Below are 19,754 nucleotides of genomic sequence, written 5' to 3'. Positions count from 1 at the left end.
GACCAAAAATTAGCCGCGAGGCCAAGCGCGTCGGCGACGAGCGCTCTGGCCAACCCAGTGAGACAGCGACGGAACAAACCACGAATCGACGCGAATAGCACGAATAAATCCCTTCGTGGCATTGGCAAGAGTCGGGGTTCAAAACATTCCACCACCACCGCCACCCATACCACCGCCACGCATGTCCATGGGCATGTTTTGCTGAGCCTCTAGTTCCTCGGCTTTCTTGGCGGCTTCTTCCAATTGCTGGCGGCGCTCTGCAGAAATTTTGTCCCCTAGATTCCTGATGAGGAGTTCGACGGATTGCGCTCGTAGCTTCGATCTGGTTAGCAATGCTGCCGGCAGTAACTCGACATCACCATCAATGAGTAGTTGAGTCAGTTTGTCCACGACCTCGGATTGACGCTTTTGCATTTCCGCGATGTTGGCGAAGCGACTGTTTAACAATCCTATAGCCTCGATCGCACGGGCATGATCCTCTTTCCGAGTTGGATCATCGATCATAGCAAGAAACAATTCTAGAAAGGGCACACCCTGCGCGGGATTGAAACCGCGACGGAACTGGCCCCATGCGGCATTGCGAATCGCGTCGTTTTTGTGAATGAGAAACTCTGCTTGTTCGGGAAACAGCTCGAGACGACTGAAGTTTAAGTTGCTGATCAAGGTGGGAATCATCTTAGCATCATCACCGGTCAGGACTTCACGCACCATCGTCATGGACTCGGCATCGTCGGCGATGTCCTGCTGAGATGCCAAACCGGCAATGGCCCCGGCCCGCGCATAAACTGATAAGCTGGGATCCCGGGCTAACTGTTTGAGGTAAGGGGCAACATTCTTACCCCGGGCATCTTTAAGCACCCACTCGGCGAACGAGTTCCATTTTGCAGGATCCGATTTCAGCCGTTCCATGAGTTGCGGCAACCAGTGCTGCCCCTCGATGCCTTCGACACCAGCCAGAACTTGCGAGATCGCCTGCTTGAGGTCTTGCGCAGAGCTACCTTCAAAGTTTCCGAAGTCAAATTCAGCCGCTACATCCAATATCGCTTCGGACGCTTCCTTGCCGCGCCCCGCCCGGCCGAATGCCGCGAGGGCTTTGATGCATTCGACGCGCTTTTCGGTTTTGAGTTCGGTGGTCCAGAGATCACGCCACTGGTCGAAGGTTTTGCCGTCGTAGAGGAGGGGAGATTGATCGTCGCGATCTCCTGGTAAAGGAGGTTGCCTCGTCGTCGAAGGCGGAGGACCAGGGTCAGGGGTAGGCTTGTATTCGGGCGGTGCTTCGAAACTAAGGCCCAGTGATTCCGGAGCGACCTTGACCGCACAGTTGGCGATCTTATTACTCAAGTGTTTTTGAATAATGTTCCCCGCTTCACCGAAAGTTTTGCCCGCGATGTTTACTTCTCCATAGGTCGGCCCAAAGTCCACTGTGCCATCCACATTGATGGTATAGGCATCGTTGATAACGTCGACTCTCTTTCCAGTGCGAATCATTTCATTCGCGTCATAGGCGACGACGACAACATGGTCGTAGATTTTGAGGACAGGATTTGCTGTGTTTAATTCCCGCATCGCCCGCCAGGCATTGAGATCGACCTCGATGCGACCTGTGACCAATTCATCTGGTCCCGTTGGAGGCCCACCTGCGAAGCCACCACCGCGGCCTCCAGTTCGTGCACCTCGAATGACATAAAATTTCAGTGGCGAGAGCTGATCTAGGTCGTCACGTTGAAGAATCTCTTGTACTTGATCAAGCGACTGCGTCGGCCAGACGTGCAGACCGACGAGAAGATCGCCGTAATGACATGAGTCAGCTCGTGGCAATTGGTTTTCTGCGATAGCTTTGGTTTGCGTTACCCGCAATCCACCTTGGTATCCCTTGGCCTTCACACGCTCGAGTTCTTCCTCACTGAGTTTTTCCAACTCCACGCCGAGCAGCTTGTAAGCAAAGTCCGCCGCGCGTTGTTCTTCGAGGGTGGGGAATAACGGATTCTCAGCGATCTTAGCTGTCTCGGCGGCCTCTGCGTTTAAGTCCGCTGTGTTCTCCGGGCGCTGGCTGCTCGATCGACTATGTTCGATCGTACTTTGGATAGAAATGTGTTGTTTTTTATTTCCAGAATCTTTTTCGTAACTGTCTGCTATCGCATCGATGATCTTGGAAAGTTGATTTTCATGGATCCTTCTTCCATCGATAGCTATAGTTAGCCGCTTGCCGGAATTCGTCTTTGAAACATGCAGGTTTTGGCGGAGCCAGACTTTAGGATCAGGCTTAGCATCTTTTAGAAGCGGTAAAGCGAGTAATTCCTCCGTGAGTGAATGAGATAAGGTCTTATTGCTTTTCAGGAGTATTTCTTGAATAGGTAACCATGTTTCGTCGTTCTGGTACTTAGAAGGTATCTCGAATTGACGGATAATCTGAATCCTTTGACCAGGAAAATCTTCTTTGACGTCGTCCGTGTTCTCTGTGGCTAAATCTTTATTCGTGCCATTCGTTAGATTCGTGGTTTCTTCCGCCGAGCGCTCGTCGGCGACGCGCTCTGCCTCGCGGCTAACTTTCGCACGCTCCCCCCGCTCACGCGGGAGGCTCGCCTCTTCGGCTTCGCTGGCGGGGAGCGCGAACGCGAGTAGGACTGTCGCTAGGACAATGCCGACGCCGAGTGTGAGTCCTTTGCGCGAGATGAGCATCGGTTCGTCTTCGATCTTGAGAATCCTGCGGATGCGCGACGCGATGGGATGTTGCGCCATGGCCACTGAAGTGGCCAAGCCGGGCGTATGCGAGGCGAGGGCGACGAGCAACTCCGCATACGCTTGCGGTTTCGCGGTCTGGCGGACCACGATCGCGTCGCAGCAATCTTCGCGGTCGCGGCGGACCCAGTTGCTCATGATCCACGTGGCGGGATGAAAGAAGAGCAACGACTCGACGATCCGCTGCACGAGATTCACGGCATTGTCCCACCGCCGCACATGGGCCAGTTCGTGCAGCAGCACCATTTCCAGTTCCTCGGTGGTCCAGCCGGTGAGCGCCGCGGGGGGTAGCAAGATAAGCGGTTTGACGACGCCAATTAAGAGCGGTGAGCTGACTGAGTCGCAAATCGCGATTCCCACCTGCCGCGCGATCGCGAGTTGAGTTCGCACTCGTTCGCACGCGGCGAGAATCGGACCGTCGGTGAGCGTCTGACAAGATTTGCGCAGGCGTTCGGCCCCGATCAATCCCGTGGCGAGCAACAAAAATGTCAGCGGCGTGCCGACGAGCCAGAGCCAGGGAAGATAAGCAACAATTGCATTCAAAATTGAATTCAACATAGCCCGGTTGTTCCAGCCGGGAATTGCGGTTTCGGTGATTGCCGAGCGCTCGTCGCCGACGCGCTTTGCCTCGCGGCTAACTTCCGGGCGAATTTTTAAATCGTTTTGATTCTTGGTTTCAAACTTGGGATTGAGTTCGATGAAGTTCGTGGTTTCATCCAATCCCGGCCGGGACGACCGGGTTATATCACGCGGGAGGCTTGTTGTGAGATAACCTGCGATGGCGATTGGCAGCAAGGCGAGCATTGCGAAACCGGCAAGCGACGTGAAGTAACGCACTTGAGAGGTTGCTCGCTTGAATAAAACTCGCAAGATCGCGCCGACGATAAGCACAATGGTTCCCGCGGCCAGGAACCAGAGCATCGTCCAGCCGACCAGCGGCCACGCTTGTTGCCAGAATGCAGAGCTTACAGAAAAGGAAGACATCGCACGGCCCTTTATTTTTGAGCAGAGGACTTGCTTTTGGATTGTGCTTCGATCAGTTGTTTGAGTTCTGCCAACTGCTTGCCGGTGAGTTGGCCCCCTTCGACGAGGTGCGCGGCCAGACGATGCGCCGAGCCATCGAAGACTCCTTCGACGAGCTTGCGAACCATGCCACGCGCCGCGGACTTTTGCGTGACGACGGCTGACCACATGGCACCCCGGCCGCTGCCGGCACGTTTCACGAGCTTTTTGTCGAGCATCACCTTGAGCATCGTGGCGACGGTGGTCGTGGCGACGTCGCGTTCGCTGCGGAGCGATTCGCAGATCGTGCTGAGCGACGACGGACCGGCAGTCCAGAGAACCCGCAGGATTTCGAGTTCGCCGTCCGTGGGGTGGAGAGAAGCAGGCCGTGGCATATGCAAGTTCCTTGTAAGAGTCCAACGCCCATAGATGGCCATCCCTGGGCGTTGCTAATTCTAAAGAATTAGAATTGACGGTGTCAAGCAGAATTTTGAAACAGCCGGACCCGCCACGCGGTCCGGGGGGAAGTGTTGTGAGTAGCCAAGAAATCCCGGACCGTGTGACGGTCCGGCTAGAGGAACTCGCACTACTTAAAGATCAGCACCCGAAAGTCTTGGGGCCCAAGAGTTTGCGATGCTGCATTGGGTAAGATTCGCTGGCTGCTGACGGTCCAGGCATCGCCGGCTTTCGGGGCGGTTGGGGTGATTTCTTTCCAAGGGATTGCCGCCTCGGCGGACCATTGCGATTCATCGCTGCTGGCGGCAACAAACCATTTGGGATTCCACGAGGCATCGTGCCAACAGGCATCGTGTGTCCAACCCCGATGATCGACGGCGAGCGAAAAATAGGTGGTGTAATCGCGGTCTACGTCTAAGAAAAGTCTCACATGATCGTGATCCGTGAGATCGGCATCGTAAGTCCTTCGACGCCGTTCGGTGGGATAAGCATGTTGCGAAGATTTCGCGCATTGTACGGCCATGTACAGATACTCTTCATCCCATGCCAAGCGAATCTCTGAGGAGGGCTCCTGATTATGCAACGGCGTTAGCGCCGAAGACTTTTCCCAGAAGGGTTCATCGAGCTTGCCATCGAGTTGTGGCTTGGTGATGGTGAACCGGCAAATCACACGCTCCTTCTTGGGCGGAGGTTTGCTGGGATCGGCCAGCCAACGCTCGACTTCGCCGCATGCTTGCCACGCTTCGCCCGGAAAGCGAATACCTAAAGATTCCAGATAACGCTCGGCAGTGTCGGGAATGCCGCGCTTGCGCTCGGCGATGGCCCAGGGGACGCGCACTTGCGGTTCGCTATAGAGCAGCGGTCGCGTGTGAGCAACATGTTCAGCGACTTGCGCGGCACGGGTAAAACGCTGCTGGGCAACCGCACTCGATTGCGGGGCTTCGTCGGTTTCTATTAAAGCTGTGGCAGGTTGCACGTTATTTATTGCCGTCGGTAGTTCATGAGTACTGGCGAGCGAATTCGTGACTTCAGTCGTGACCGGTCGATAAGCATGTGCCGTCTCACTGCTCGCGTAGTACTGCACCAACCACACGAGGGCTTGATCGGCGAGCGGATCGCTTGGGCAACGGCGAGTAAGCAACTCTTGGCAAGCAACTGCCAACTCCATTTGATTATTTTGCTGAAAGTGGGTAGCCAATTCCAACAACAGTGCTGCCGCGGCACTTTCGTCGAGATCGCCGATCATTTGTCCGACTTGACCCAGCAGCGCAGGGTTGCCGGCGCTCATGCGCATGATGCTGCCGACGTTCCGCCGTTTTTCGGCGAGCCGACGTTGCACTTGCGGATCGAACGGCGTGTCCGAAGTTGCCAATGGCCGACGGCAATCACTTCCCGGTGCGATATCAAGCCCCGCAGCCAAGTCTTCGACCGATTGCATGGGCTCTCCGTCGTAGCTGGCCTTCAGCAGGAATTCCTCGGTTTCGGGAAGTGGCTCGAAATCAGATCGCAACCAACTTCTCGCAACCGTGGCCAGATCGGCGAGCGATTGCCCTGTGAGCGGAATAACTGCAGCGGATTGCACGCGATGAGTTCCGCGTTCCGTACCCGCTAATAATGTGAACACGCGCTTGACTTGCCAGGAGCCGAGTGCGAGTTGCTGCGCAAGTTCGGGATACTCGGTCTCGTCCGCGGCTTTGGTAATGGCGGTTTCAATCGATGAATCTTCTAAAGTTTCATCCGGAACGATGACCACATCAGGCCGCCATAATCGCAGTTCGCGCACCAAATCGATTAGCAATTCATCTTTTGTGCGTTCGGATGACGAGCGTGTGACGGCGGTGCCTCCCAGCGCGGTGATGGCCGCTTGCAGGCGAGCTTCCGCGGCAGGATCGGTTCTTCCTGTTCGTGATCCGACAATATGAACGACCGTCCGATAGCCGTCGCTGTTGGCCAATTTGGCGAGCGTGGCGATTGGAATCTGACTTTCATCACGCACGATCATCAACACCGCGGCACGTTCACCGCCGCGGCGTTGTGTTTGCCATGTCTGCCCGCCGTCGCTGGTGGCGAGAATTGTTCCCATCTCGCCGACGGCCCAGCCATGCGTTTCGTCAACGAACGTGACATCGCGGAGTGGCGTGTGTTGGCCCGTGGCGTGACCTTGCCACGTTTGGCCGGCATCAGGTGAATGCAATATGACCGTACCCGGCTTGCCGACGATCCACACATGGCTGCCATGCGTGGCGATGGCCTGCCAGTTGACGGCATCCGCGATATCACTGGGCAAGACTTCATTGGGAATCCAAGTCACGCCCCCATCGCTGGTCCGCATGATCAGGCCGCGATCTCCGACCAGCCAACCCGTGCCGTTGGGTTCCAGCTTCACCGCACGGATGTTGCGATCTTTGCCATTGAGATTGAGCGGAATCGCATCGCCGGCGGTGATTCGCGCGGCTTGACCTGCGGAACCAACGACCACGCCGGTGTGCTGATTGAGAAAATCGCCACCCCACCAAGCCGACGTTGGGCCGACCGCCAAGTTGCGCCAATTGAGTCCTCCGTCGTCGGACGCAAACACTCCGAGCGGATCGCCCCCCGAGCCACGTCCCCAGGCGACACCACGCTGCTCATCAAAAAACTTCACGCGCTCAAGTGCCGGCAAGAGCGCTAATTGCGTTTCCCAAGTTTGCCCGCCGTCGGTCGTTCGCAAGACCGTGGCTTGGCTCGTCCAGAGATAAGGTTTCGTCGTGCCCCCCACGGCCCAACCCAAATCGCGACTGGCAAACCAAACGCCGTGGAGATCAACATTCACGGAAGAATTTTGAGGAAGCCAATTCTGGCCGCCATCGGTCGTGTGCCAGATCGTGCCATGCTCGCCGACGGCCCAACCCTGTTCGCGATCCACGAAAGCCACATCGTGGAGTGCCGCATCTTCGATCCGTGGGGCGAGTTGTGCTTGAGCGGCGGTTTGAGTGACCGGCGCGGGAGATTCGCTTTGTGCGCGAAGCTCCATATTGGGCCAGCACGCCCCCAGCACACAACACAACAGAATGGACCAACGTTCCATCTAGGCCTTCCATGGCTTCAGCGGATTCGAGAGGCGTCGATTGTAAAGGATTTCTGGGGAATGTGTCATCCCGAGAGAGGGTGCGTGTTTCAGATGCAAACGAGTACAAGGGCATGCCGCCCACTGCGTATTTTTCAGTTTGTAACGGCTGTGCTAGCGGGGCGTTTCGCAGAGTAAACATGACCTATATTTCCTTAATCCCTCCGCCGCGAGTTCAGGCTCGCGCTGTCTCCCTCCCGCGAGTCTCCCCGCCATGCTCACCGCCACCGGGCTTTCACCCCTCGAAGGACAACACGCCACGCCAGCGATGGAGGAAATGGTCGCTCGGGCGAAGTTGTTGTACACGCTCCCCTCGGTCGCGGCGGAAGTCCTTCAATTAACAAGCGATACGAGCGTCACCCCCCAAGCGATCAAAGAATGCATACTGCGCGACCCCGCGCTGACGGCCAAAGTTTTGCGAGTTGTGAACAGTTCGCTGTTTGGTTTGCCGGGTGAGGTGAGTGATCTCAATCAAGCGATCGCATTGCTGGGCATCAAGCCGCTCAAGATTTTGGTGTTGGGCTTTAGTTTGCCCGACAACTTGTTTGCCAACATCGGTCGCGAACCGCTCAAATGGTATTGGACGACCACGCTCGCCCGTGCCGTAGCGGCACGTGAAATCAGCGAACAGCTTTTTGATACCCCCGGCGACGAAGCCTTTTTGGCAGGGCTGCTGCAAGGCCTTGGCATTCTAGTATTCGCCAAGCAATTGGGCGCTTCTTATGCCGTGATGCTGATTCGGGCCACCGAAACTGGCGCTGACCTCCGACAGATCGAAACCGACGCTTTCGGTTTTGATCACATCCAACTTACCGCGGCGATGCTCAAAGAATGGAACATGCCTCGGCCGCTGGTCGAAGCGATTGCCGGCCAGCATGATCCCCGCACTCTCGCCAAAGAGCATCGACTCAATAGCCCGCTCGCGCGTGTCCTGCATATGGCCAATCTAACGGGAGAGCTTGTCGGCCAGCATCGCCTCAGCGTGTTGCCCGACTTGTTGGAAGCGGGCGAAGAATATTGCGATCTCACCAAGGCCGAGTTGCATGAATTGATCGTGAGCTTGCAACCCAAGGTGGGGCATCTGGCGGAAATCTTGTCGCTGGACGTTTGTCATGCCCTCGACTTTGTCGACGTGTTGATCGCGGCCCACGAGGAGATGTCGGAACTCACCGAAACAGCATTTGGTGCGCATTCGAACAAACCCACTGATGGGCTGCATACCACCGAATCGTTGCTGCAAGAGGCCGTGCAATTGCGAGCAGCGATGGATAGTTTTCTCAATCGAGCGCCGAACTCACCGGAAGCTCTTCCCGCACTACAACCCACTTCGTTAAAACAAACTCTCAAGCCGGTCGTCAAACGCTTGGCGATCCAGCCGTGGAAGAATCAATTCGTTCATTGGATAACGTTGATTGCGGGCACGTGCCGTACTCGTCGGCAGCCGCTGAGTGTTTTGATGCTGGAAGTCAGTGGCCCCACGCTTGAAGAGCAAGAAAATTTGGTGACCCCGCTGCTCGAGGCTGCCTGCCGTGCGGAGTTACCCACCAATACGCTCACAGAACGTAGTGCCTCTTTGCAAAGAACGATGGTTCTGCCGACTTGCGACCGACAAGACGCCATCGATTTGGCCCATACCTTGATTCGCAATGTCGAAGCTTCGCTGGAACGGCTCATGGAAGCAGGGCACCCGGTGCAGGGGGTCGTCAGCGCGGGTGTCGCATCGGTGACGCTCCCTTCGAAGAATTTCCAGCCGTTAGATTTGCTCAGCACGGCCCTACGCTGCCTGTCGGCGGCCAAGGCCAGCGAGACGAGCGTCGTAAAAAGTCTCGAAATTTACTAAGATCAGCGAGCTTTCTGCGAACTCCTGGTAGCCAGGCAGGATTGGCCCGCCCTAGGCTCAGGCAAGCGACTCCGGTAAGATTCTTCGATGGAAGCAGAGGCCCCCACGACTGAAACACAGACTCCCGCAGTTCCGCCCGCGACGGGTACTCCGCAACGGGTGGGCACTTCTCAAGAGTTTGATCGCTCGGTGCCTCCGCAACTCGACATTGAGGATGCGTTCAACGATCCGGCGGTGTCGCATTTGCCCGAGCTGACAGTTTCGGACCTGCATTTTCGTCCGCAGCGCCGCACACTGTTGCCAATCCTGTTGTTTCTCGCCACGTGTGCGTCGACGTTTTGGGTCGGCGTGACCAATTGGGAGCCGCTGGAGCCGCGCTTCCTCGGCACTTATGCCGCCATGGGTCGCATCATCGAAGCGAACTGGCTCAACGGCGTGCAATATATGGCCGCGGTGCTAGCGATTCTGCTCACGCACGAGATGGGCCACTTCCTGCAAACGGTGAGATACCACATCCCAGCGAGCTACCCGCTCTGCATTCCCGTGCCGTTCAATGCCATCGGCACAATGGGTGCGGTCATTGGCATGGACGGCATGCGCGCCGATCGCCGTCAGATATTCGATATCGGCATTGCCGGACCGTTGGCGGGGCTCGTTGTGGCGATCCCCGTTTTCTGGTGGGGGATCCACGAACTCGATCTCACGCGCCTTCCCCAGAACGGCGAGTTCCAACTCTATATGCCCCCCCTCGGCCAGTGGATGCTCAAGCTGGTCCACCAAGAAGCTCATCCCCAATGGATTAACCGCGAGTGGATCGGCATCTCGCAGCTCAATCCCTACTTCATGGCGGGTTGGGTGGGCATGCTCATCACCGGCCTGAACATGATGCCGATCAGCCAACTCGACGGCGGGCACACGATCTACGCCCTGTTTCTCGACAGGGCCCACACGCTCGCCAAGTGGTTTGTCTGCGTGGCCATTTTTTATGTCGTGGCCAATCTCAATCAAGCGGTGATGTGGACCCCGATGCTGGTGTTGGTGATCTTCATGGGAATCCACCATCCCCCCACGGCCAACGACAAAGTCGAACTCGGCCCCATCCGCTGGGCGATCGGCCTGGCATCGCTCACAATTCCGGTGCTGTGTTTTCCGATTCAGGGATTCCGGATGTAAGTTGGGTTAACCACGAATTCGACGAATAGGCCATGATTCGTGCCTTCGACGCATAATTGTTGCCCGATTCCATTCGCTGTAAGATGATAGTGCGTTGGGGTAGACTACCAAGACATTTTCATCGGGATTCTTATGAAACTCGTTGCTTCTCTTATTGTTGGACTGTTTGCCATGAGCGCTTTTGCCGATGAGTGGGTTCCACCGGAGAAGCCGGATGTTCAGGCGATACTCAATGAAGCAAGTGAGGACGCGAGAGATGGGAAATACGAAAATGCCCTCGCGAAGCATATTTGGTTTCATGAGAATGCCAATGAATTAGAACCGTCGATGTCAGCGGTGCGGCTTTCATTTGCACTTGCTGATTGGCATCGGCTAGCAGACGTCTATCCTCCTGCCATGGAAAAATTGAAAAGCGTACGCATCGCGACGAGAGACAGATTTCTTGCAAATTTAGAATACAAGAGTTCTTGGGAAGATTTTGCGGATCTCAGGGCTCTGAATCGCGAATTGCAGAATGATTTAGATACTGTTGAAGTATTCAAGCAAGTCGATGAACGTAATCCTGAGGTGGCGGAAAGACTCTACGGTTTGGCCGAAGAGTCACTGATTAGTGCTAAAGAGTTCGATCTTTGTGGTAAATATATCAAACCAGAAAAGAAAGTGACTCGTGATCTTGAGATTTATAAGCTTGAGCGCAGCCACAGAATTGATGCTAAGCACGCTGAAATGATGAAGGAGTATCGTGACAAACGGTTTATCGAGGATGCTTCAACTTTGGTGGCGCTGCTTGTGATTAACGATCGCAAGGATGAAGCAGAAAGCGCCGCGGAGAAATACAAAACGGTTGAAGCCGATGCGGATTTTCATGACAAATTGGCAAAGGCTCTCGATCAAGCACTCGAAGGAAAGTTGCCCGATGCTCGGTAACGCAGAGCATTTTATTTATTCGTGCAATTCGTTTGATTCGTGGTTTCAAAAGCCACTGCCGCAACCCCGCTTTCGCTGGCATTCTCGCTGACTTAGAATCACGGCTAAGTCTTTGTTCCTTTTCTGGAGTCAGCAATGCGACGGGTTTTTCTGTTTGTGTGTCTGTGTTGTGTTGGGTTTGTCGCTCACGCCCAAGACCCCGACAAGTACTATAAACTCGGTCCCGATTCGCGCCCTCATGAAGGCGTGCCGCAAGGCGAGCTCACGGGGCCGTTCGTGTTGCCGTCGAAAGTCTTTCCCGGCACGCAGCACACCTATTGGGCTTATGTGCCTGCTAAGTACGATCCCCAGACGCCAGCGAGCTTGATGATCTTTCAGGATGGTCAGGCGTTTGTGAATGAAGATGGGCCTTTGCGCGCCCGGCACGTGCTCGACAATCTCATTTATCGCCGCGAGATTCCCGTGATGATCGCCGTGTTTATTAATCCGGGTCGCACGCCCGAGCAACCCGAGCCGACGATGAATGACTGGGGCGATAAGCACACCAACCGACCCGAGGAATACAACTCGCTCGATGATCGCTACGCTCGCGTGATCATCGACGAGCTCCTCCCCGTGTTAAAAGAAAAATACAATATCTCGCCCGATGCCAAGGATCACGGCATCGGCGGCGTGAGTTCCGGCGCGATCGCAGCGTTTACGGTCGCTTGGCAGCGGCCCGATCAGTTCAGCAAGGTGCTTTCCATCGTCGGCAGCTACACCAACATCCGCGGCGGGCACAAATATCCCGATATCATCCGTGCGAGCGAGAAGAAACCGATTCGCATCTTTCTGCAAAGCGGCCGTAACGACAATCGTGGCATGCGCGATGGTAAGTATGATCCCGAGTGGGATTGGTTCCTTCAGAACAACCGTATGGCCCATGCCTTGGAAGAGAAAGATTACGACATGACCTACACCTGGGGCATCGGTAACCACGGCTCGCAGCAGGGCGGGGCGATCTTGCCCGAGATGATGCGCTGGCTATGGCGGGACCACGGCGCATCGACCGACCCCGAGGACAAAGTCGAGCGCAGCTTTCATGAACCGCAGTGATTGCTCAACCGTTGACCATCATCTTCGCACCACGGTAGTGCATTTCGTAGCATTGCTTGGTGGTGGCCGTCAGCATGGGAAAGTACTCCCCGCGTGAGAGCACGAATAACACGTCTCCCGCCTTAACGGTGTGCTCCAAAGGGGGATCGATCACCATGTCGCCGGCGTGAGATTGCACCGCCACGATCAAGAATTTGTGATCTTTGGCAGAGACAATCTCGCTCACTTGGCGGCCATCGATTTCGCCGCCGGGCGCCACTTTAATTTCGTACATTTGCAGACCGATCAGCGACAACTCGTGTTGCAGTTGTTCGTGTTTCTGAGGATCGGCAAGGAGGTCTTCGCTTTTCGGATGAGTGATCAGCTGCGCCATCCGCTTGCCGCCAATCGCGGCGGGAAGCACGACGCGCGTGGCGCCACTGCGCAGCAGCTTGGACTCCGTGGCCGGGTTCTCCGCCCGGGCAATGATTTCGATGTTCGGATTGAGCACCCGTGCCGTGAGCGTGATAAACACGTTGGCTGCGTCGTCGGGCACAACCGTGGCCAGCACGCGGGCCTGTTGCACCCCGGCATGCAACAGCGTGTCATCCTCGCTCGCATTGCCTTGCAAAATCAGATATTTGAGCTGTTCGGCCTGAGCAAGCTTGGCTTCGTCTTGATCGACGACCACGAAGGGCATGCCCGCCGTATGAAGCTCTTTGGCCAAGATACTTCCCGCACGGCCGAAGCCACAGATGATCGCGTGGTCGCGCAGTTCCTCAATTCCTTTGGTCATCCGGCGATTGGTGAGAGCCCGATTGAGTTCCCCTTCGAGTAGCATCTGCACGAGACCTCCCCCTGTGTAAATAGCCGAGCCGTAGCCGAACACGATCAACATGATCGTCATCACGCGTAGTTGCGGTGAGACGATAGGATTCACTTCGCCATAGCCGACGCCGAAGATCGTGATGACGACCATATAGATGGCGTCCATCGCGTTCCAGCCGGCGAGCATGTATCCCAACGTGGCCAGCAAACAGGTCAGCGCAAAGAAAGACGTTCCGATTACCAGTCGCCGAAAGGGTGGTGACACGCTGTCTCACCGCGGACGGTGACTCCGAACGGTTTCAAGTTTCCCTCGCCGACACGCCGGGAGGGAAACTCGTAACCGACATTGTTCTGATCGGAACGTCGACACACTGACGCTATTTGATGAACAGCATCTCTTGATAGGTTGGCAGTGGCCACAAATCGTCGGCCACCCAACCTTCCAGCAAGTCGGCGTATTTCCGCACCTCGGCCATCGCGGGGAGGACTTCCTCGCAATAGTAACGAGCATGCTCCAGGACACTTCCTTCGTTGGGATCTGCGAGAATCTTTTCCAGCGAGGCCGTGCTGTCCTGTAGGCCTTTGACCATTTCAGTGATCTTTTCGAGCGTGTCCATATCGAATTCAATGCCGACCGCGGCCAAGTTGGCACACGCCGAGGCCAGTTGAGTTTGATAACGCACGGCCGCGGGGAAGATCAGCGTCTTGGCCATTTCGACCGTGAGCTTGGCTTCGACCGAGACGGTTTTGCAGTATTGCTCCAGATAGATGTCGAGCCGACTTTCGAGTTCCCGCTCGGAAAGAACGTTGTACTTCGAGAACAATTCTTTCACGCCAGGGCCATCAAGTTCTGGCAGGGCGTCGGTCGTGGTCTTGAGATTCAACAAGCCACGCTTATGGGCTTCTTCATGCCAAGCGGCCGAGTAACCGTCGCCGTTGAAGATGATCGGTTCACATTCGGCCATTAACTCGGTCAGCAAGGTTTGCACGGCTTCGTTCAATTTCGCGGGGTCGCCACCAATGGCCTTTTCCAACTTCGTCGCACAGAAGTCGAGCGATTCGGCCACAATCGTATTCATCACCACCAACGGTCCGGCAATCGATTGGTTCGAGCCCACGGCACGGAACTCGAAGCGATTGCCCGTAAAGGCAAACGGGCTCGTGCGGTTGCGGTCACCGGCATCCTTGGGGAGCGGCGGCAACACGTCGACGCCCACGGTGAGCGTTCCCTTGGCGAGGGACGACTTCGCGCCGCCGGCCTTGATTTGCTGGAACACGTCGGCGAGTTGATCGCCCAAGAACACCGAAATAATTGCTGGCGGGGCTTCATTCGCACCGAGACGATGGTCGTTACCCGCGGTGGCCACTGAGGCTCGCAGCAAACCTTGATTCAGATAGACGGCTCGCATGACCGCGGCGCAGAACACGAGGAATTGGGCGTTTTCATGCGGGGTCTCACCCGGATCAAGCAAGTTGCCCTGCGTGGCACTACCGAGCGACCAGTTGACGTGCTTGCCCGAACCGTTGACGCCCGCGAAGGGCTTTTCGTGAGTTAAGCACGCCATGCCGTACTTTTCGGCCACGCGCTTGAGCGTGATCATCACAAGTTGTTGGTGATCGTTGGCCAAGTTCGCCGATTCGAACACGGGGGCGATCTCGTACTGGCCCGGGGCCACTTCGTTGTGGCGGGTCTTGACGGGAATGCCCAGCTTGAACAATTCGCGTTCGGCTTCAAGCATGAAGGCCAACACGCGTTCGGGAATGGCGCCGAAGTAATGATCTTCGAACTCTTGACCCTTGGGAGGAGTCGCACCAAACAGCGTACGACCGGCGGTGAATAAGTCAGGGCGAGCAAAATAGAAATGCCGATCCACCAAAAAATATTCTTGCTCGGGACCCGCCGTCGAGGCGACGAATGCTCCGTCTTCGTGGCCGAAGATTTTCAGAATCCGCTGAGCCTGTCCGTTGAGCGCCTGCATCGAACGCAAGAGGGGCGTCTTTTTATCAAGCGCTTCGCCGGTCCACGACACGAAGGCGGTGGGGATGCAGAGCGTCGTGCCGTTGGGATTTTCGAGAATGTAGGCAGGGCTCGTGACGTCCCAGATCGTATAGCCGCGGGCTTCAAACGTCGCGCGGATACCGCCCGAGGGGAAGCTCGAACCGTCGGGCTCGCCTTGAATCAGCTGCTTGCCTGAAAACTCGGTGACCGCGCCGCCGTTGCCGTCGGGCGAGAGAAAACTGTCGTGCTTCTCGGCCGTGAGTCCGGTCAGGGGATAGAACACGTGGGCATAGGCCGTGGCGCCTTTTTCGATGGCCCAATCCTTCATCGCGGCGGCGACAATGTCTGCAATTTCGGGATCGAGCTTCTCGCCCGCTTCGATGGTTTTCATGACCGACTTGAAGATCGGTTTTGGCAAGCGATCTTTCATGACCGACTTGCTGAACACGTTGGTCGCAAACAGTTGCTGTGCGGGGGTCTTGGTGAAATCCAAAGGAGGCGAGAGCGGTTGATAGTTCGTGACCGCTGAGATGGCGGCCATGCGTGGGCTTAACCCTGTGTACGAGGCCCCTCCGCCGCCGGCTGCCGCGCCAAACTTGCGAGTTTCGGTCGACGACGAATCACTGTAACTCATGGTGCTCATGGCACACCCTTTCCTAAGGTTTTGGATTGTCTTGGAAAGACTGGGGACCCTGCCATGGGGCAGGGGACCCAGCCTGTCTGTGCCAACCGTGGCGCCTCAGGACGAGCGAGCTCCATGCTCGTCTATTCGTGATCAAACAGAAAACGGCTGGTCAGGACCAACCAAATGCTGGCGACTTGGCAAAATGGGGCCTCGGGGAAAAGTGTTTCTCAGTGTGACTGCGTCGCGTGGTGCGCCAAGCAATGCGCCTTAACTAGGCACGCTCTGCGCTGGGAATAGACATCCACCAGCCTAGAGAGCCACCCGCAGAAACCTGCGAAAGGTTTCGCGCCGAGAAGGCATCTCCGCTCAGCAAATGACAATACGCGGCAGAAAATCACGAAAAACAAGCTTCGCCGGACCAGTAGTGGAGTGGTAAGGAACGAAATCAAGAAACGCCTCGAGTGGCAGAATCAAAGAATGCTAATGCGTTGCGATTTCGTCTAAGGCAAAGCGTGTGCCGTGGCGTGAAGAGATAAATAGCCGGGCTGCTACGCAGGCCGAAATCGTGTTTTGCAACACGGCGTGCGTAGCACCCCGGCTATTGTGGAACTAAGAGCCGTGCTTTGCCTTACGGTGCCAGCAGCAGGCGACCGGGATTTGCTAGGTAACGCTTTACGTCGTTCAGGAAGCGTGCCGCCGCGGCGCCGTCGACGATGCGATGGTCGTAGCTGATCGACAGTGGCATTATCAACCGCGGTTGCAATTGGTCATTAATATACTGTGGCAGAATCCGGCTGCGGCCAGCGAGCAGAATAGCTACTTCGGGGGGATTAATGATCGGCGTGGAATAAGTTCCCCCCACTGCGCCGAGGTTACTGATGGTAAACGTCCCGCCGCGCAGGTCTTCAACCTTGAAGTTGCCCGAACGCGCGGCGTCGGCCATCTCGGCGAGTTCCCGCGCGATCTGCGGAATGCTCTTGCGATCCGCGTCACGCAACACGGGCACGATCAACCCGCGCTCGGTGTCGACTGCGATGCCGATGTTCACATATTCCTTGTAGATGATCTCGTCGCCCGAATCGCTGATCGAAGCATTGACGATCGGATGCTGACGCAACGCCGTAGCCACGGCTTTCACCAAGAACGGCATTGCCGTGAGCTTCACGCCCTGGGTGTCGTAATCGGCCTTGCTGTCGTTGCGAATCCGCTCGAGTTCGGTCACGTCGACGTCGTCGAAATTCGTGAGCTGCGGAATCGTGGTGTACGAATTCAGCATGTTGCGGGCGATCGTTTGCCGCAGGCGCGACATCTTTTCACGCCGCACCGCGCCGTGGTTATCGGAATCGAGCGAACCCGGAGGCGTTACGCCCTTGGGTGCTTGCGAAGCCGCTTGCTGATTGTTCGCGCGAACGTGGGCACGCACATCTTCCTCGCTGAGGCGGCTACCACTTGATGGCCGCACGCGACGGAGATCAACACCCAACTCGCGGGCCAGTCGCCGCACGGCAGGACCAGCCGCCGCTGCTGATTGGCCATCACCAGCTTCCTCACTCGACGCGCTCGATTTAGCGGGTGCGCTTGTTTTCGGTGCCGCAGCGCTCGACTTTTTCGCCGCGGGCTGTTCGGCTTCAACTTCATCTTCCGCTTCGTCGTCTTCATCCTCGACGACGGCGACTTCATCTTCGCCCGGGGGCGGGGGAATATCTTCTTCGTCGGCGGGTTTCTTTTTCGGTGCGCTCTTTGCCTTGGGAGCCTCCTCCTTCTTAGGTTCAGCAGCCTTGGGCTCGGCAGCCTTTTCCTTCGCGGCCGGTTTTTCTTTGGCAGGGGCAGCGGTGCCATTGCTGCCGGCTTCGATCTCAAGGATCGCCGCGCCGATTTTGATTGTGTCTCCCTCGGAGACGAGCACCTTCACGACCTTACCCGCCTGCGGGCTGGGGATCGGCATCGTCGCCTTGTCGGTTTCGACTTCGATGATGTCCTGATCGGCTTTGATCGTGTCGCCTTCAGAAACTAGAATCGAAAGCACGTCGCCCGATTCGATATTTTCGCCCAAGTTGGGAAGTGTGATTTGTGTCGCCATAGTTTGTCTTTAATTCTTAAATCAGTTATTAACCACGGAGACACGGAGGGCACAGAGAGGAGACTTAACCACGAATCTGACGAATAGCACGAATGAATTGATTCGTAAGATTCGTGTTATACGTGGTTGCTATTTCTCCGTGTCCTCTGTGTCTCCGTGGTGCAAATTTTTACTACGCGTACAACGCCGAGGGTTTGTCGGGGTTGATGTTCAACTCTTTCACGACGCCGGCCAATTTGGCCTGCTCGAACTTGCCGCGCTTGGCCAACTGCGTGAGCGTCGCCAGCACCACGCACTCGGCGTCGACTTCAAAATGCCGACGCAACGCTTCGCGCGATTCGCTGCGGCCCATGCCGTCGGTTCCGAGTGCGAACAATCCGCCGGGGACCCACGCGCTCACTTGCTCGGCGAGGATCCGCATGTAATCGCTCGACGCAATCACGGGGCCTTCCACGCCGGCCAGTTGTTCTTCGATGTACGACTTTCTCGGCGCCTTCTCGGGGTTGAGCATGTTCCACCGTTCGCACTCCTGGGCATCGCGCCGCAGTTGCGTATAGCTGGTGATGCTCCACACGTCGCTGGCCACGTCATATTTCTCGGCCAGGATGTCGGCGGCTCGCAGGGTTTCGCGGAGGATTGCTCCACTACCAAACAACTGCACCCGAGATCCCTTAGCATCAACACTCTTGACCTTGTACATGCCGCGGATGATGCCTTCCTCGCAACCGGCGGGCATCTCGGGCATCATGTAATTTTCGTTTTCGAGCGTGATGTAATAGATCGCCTGCTCGTTGTCTTCGTACATCCGCTTGAGACCGTCGAAAATAATAACGGCCGTCTCGTAAGCGAATGCGGGGTCATAAGCACGGACAGTCGGAAACGCCATCGCGTTCACCAAGCTGTGCCCGTCTTGATGTTGCAGACCTTCGCCGTTGAGTGTGGTGCGGCCCGCCGTGCCACCCAGCAGGAAGCCCTTGGCCCGCATGTCAGCCGCGGCCCAAATCAGATCGCCGATCCGTTGGAAGCCGAACATCGAGTAGTAAATGAACATGGGGATCATGTTCACCCCATGCGACGAATAAGCCGTGCCCGCCGCGTTGAACGACGACATGCTGCCCGCTTCGGTGATGCCTTCTTCGAGGAGTTGGCCGTCTTTGGCTTCCTTGTAGAAAGCGAGCTGATCCGAATCGACCGGCTGATAAAGCTGGCCATGATGCGAGTAAATGCCGATCTGGCGGAACAAACCTTCCATGCCGAAGGTCCGCGATTCGTCGGGGACGATCGGCACGATGTATTTGCCGATTTTCTTGTCGCGCAACAGATCACCCAGCAGACGGACGAATCCGTTGGTGGTTGAAAATTCCTTGCCGGGACCAGCACTGACGAGCTTGGCCATCGTCTTTTCGTAGTCGGCCAAACGCGGCACTTCCAGCTTCACGGGATTGGAATTCCGCATCGGCGCGAAACCACCCAGCGCTTCCCGGCGCTCGCGCAGATACTTCATTTCCGGGCTGTCGGCGGGCGGCTTGTAGAACGGTGCCTCGGCCACGCGCTCGTCGGAAATGGGAATCCCAAACCGTGTGCGGAATTCGCGCAGCTCTTCTTCGTTGAGCTTCTTTTTATTGTGCGTGACGTTGCGGCCTTCGCCCCCTTCACCAAGGCCATAGCCTTTGATCGTTTTGGCGATCACGACGGTCGGCTTGCCGTTGCGTTGGCAAGCCTTTTGATACGCGGCGAATACCTTCTCGGGGTCGTGTCCCCCTCGGCGCATCTTGCGGAGCTTGTCGTCGGAGTAGTTCTTCACGAGTTCAAGTAACTCGGGATATTTGCCGAAGAAGTCTTCGCGGATGAAATCGCCGCCGGAGACCACATACTTTTGATACTGGCCATCGACGACTTCCATCA

General features: G+C 56.5%; 11 protein-coding genes. 4 read left to right on the top strand and 7 right to left on the bottom strand.

The genetic code is table 11. The features are described 5' to 3' along the window. Window positions 1-138 precede the first annotated feature (138 nt). The 3 genes from AC6T8Q_RS16810 to AC6T8Q_RS16800 form a co-directional block, all read right to left on the bottom strand. Window positions 139-3,723: a M56 family metallopeptidase gene (locus AC6T8Q_RS16810; protein WP_500680191.1), complete on the bottom strand. Its 3,585-nt coding sequence runs from the start codon at window positions 3,721-3,723 to the stop codon at window positions 139-141. An 11-nt stretch (window positions 3,724-3,734) separates the two neighbouring features. Then, window positions 3,735-4,136, bottom strand: a complete 402-nt coding sequence (locus AC6T8Q_RS16805; protein ID WP_500680190.1) for a BlaI/MecI/CopY family transcriptional regulator — start codon at window positions 4,134-4,136, stop codon at window positions 3,735-3,737. A gap of 191 nt (window positions 4,137-4,327) precedes the next feature. Then, complete coding sequence (locus AC6T8Q_RS16800; RefSeq protein ID WP_500680189.1) at window positions 4,328-7,264, bottom strand: YCF48-related protein; 2,937 nt, start codon at window positions 7,262-7,264, stop codon at window positions 4,328-4,330. Window positions 7,265-7,517: 253 nt separating this feature from the next. Between AC6T8Q_RS16800 and AC6T8Q_RS16795 the strand changes: the two genes are divergently transcribed. The 4 genes from AC6T8Q_RS16795 to AC6T8Q_RS16780 all read left to right on the top strand — a co-directional run bounded on the left by AC6T8Q_RS16795 (window position 7,518) and on the right by AC6T8Q_RS16780 (window position 12,338). Beyond that, a complete protein-coding gene (locus tag AC6T8Q_RS16795) occupies window positions 7,518-9,143 on the top strand; it encodes an HDOD domain-containing protein (RefSeq protein WP_500680188.1) in 1,626 nt (541 codons plus the stop codon). Between the two features lie 87 nt (window positions 9,144-9,230). Further along, on the top strand, window positions 9,231-10,316 hold the full coding sequence (locus AC6T8Q_RS16790) for a site-2 protease family protein (RefSeq protein ID WP_500680187.1): 1,086 nt from the start codon (window positions 9,231-9,233) through the stop codon (window positions 10,314-10,316). Window positions 10,317-10,448: 132 nt separating this feature from the next. Continuing rightward, window positions 10,449-11,243: a hypothetical protein gene (locus tag AC6T8Q_RS16785; protein ID WP_500680186.1), complete on the top strand. Its 795-nt coding sequence runs from the start codon at window positions 10,449-10,451 to the stop codon at window positions 11,241-11,243. A gap of 135 nt (window positions 11,244-11,378) precedes the next feature. Next, entirely contained in the window at window positions 11,379-12,338 is a 960-nt protein-coding gene (locus AC6T8Q_RS16780) for an alpha/beta hydrolase (RefSeq protein WP_500680185.1), read from the top strand. A 4-nt stretch (window positions 12,339-12,342) separates the two neighbouring features. On the opposite strand, the gene AC6T8Q_RS16775 is transcribed toward AC6T8Q_RS16780, so the two are convergent. From AC6T8Q_RS16775 to AC6T8Q_RS16760, 4 genes are all read right to left on the bottom strand, one after another. Next, the gene (locus tag AC6T8Q_RS16775) at window positions 12,343-13,410 is read right to left on the bottom strand and encodes a potassium channel family protein (protein ID WP_500680184.1); all 1,068 of its coding nucleotides are present in this window, start codon (window positions 13,408-13,410) and stop codon (window positions 12,343-12,345) included. Window positions 13,411-13,522: 112 nt separating this feature from the next. Continuing rightward, complete coding sequence (locus AC6T8Q_RS16770; RefSeq protein WP_500680183.1) at window positions 13,523-15,787, bottom strand: glutamine synthetase III family protein; 2,265 nt, start codon at window positions 15,785-15,787, stop codon at window positions 13,523-13,525. Between the two features lie 610 nt (window positions 15,788-16,397). Continuing rightward, complete coding sequence (locus tag AC6T8Q_RS16765) at window positions 16,398-17,849, bottom strand: 2-oxo acid dehydrogenase subunit E2 (RefSeq protein WP_500680182.1); 1,452 nt, start codon at window positions 17,847-17,849, stop codon at window positions 16,398-16,400. A 172-nt stretch (window positions 17,850-18,021) separates the two neighbouring features. Beyond that, the coding region (locus AC6T8Q_RS16760; RefSeq protein ID WP_500680181.1) for a transketolase-like TK C-terminal-containing protein at window positions 18,022-19,754 on the bottom strand (1,733 nt) is incomplete at its 5' end.

This window comes from Bythopirellula sp., from assembly GCF_041737835.1.
Taxonomy (GTDB): Bacteria; Planctomycetota; Planctomycetia; order Pirellulales; family Lacipirellulaceae; genus Bythopirellula.
Note: the sequence above shows the minus strand (reverse complement) of the source record. Positions and strands in the feature narration are given on the sequence as shown.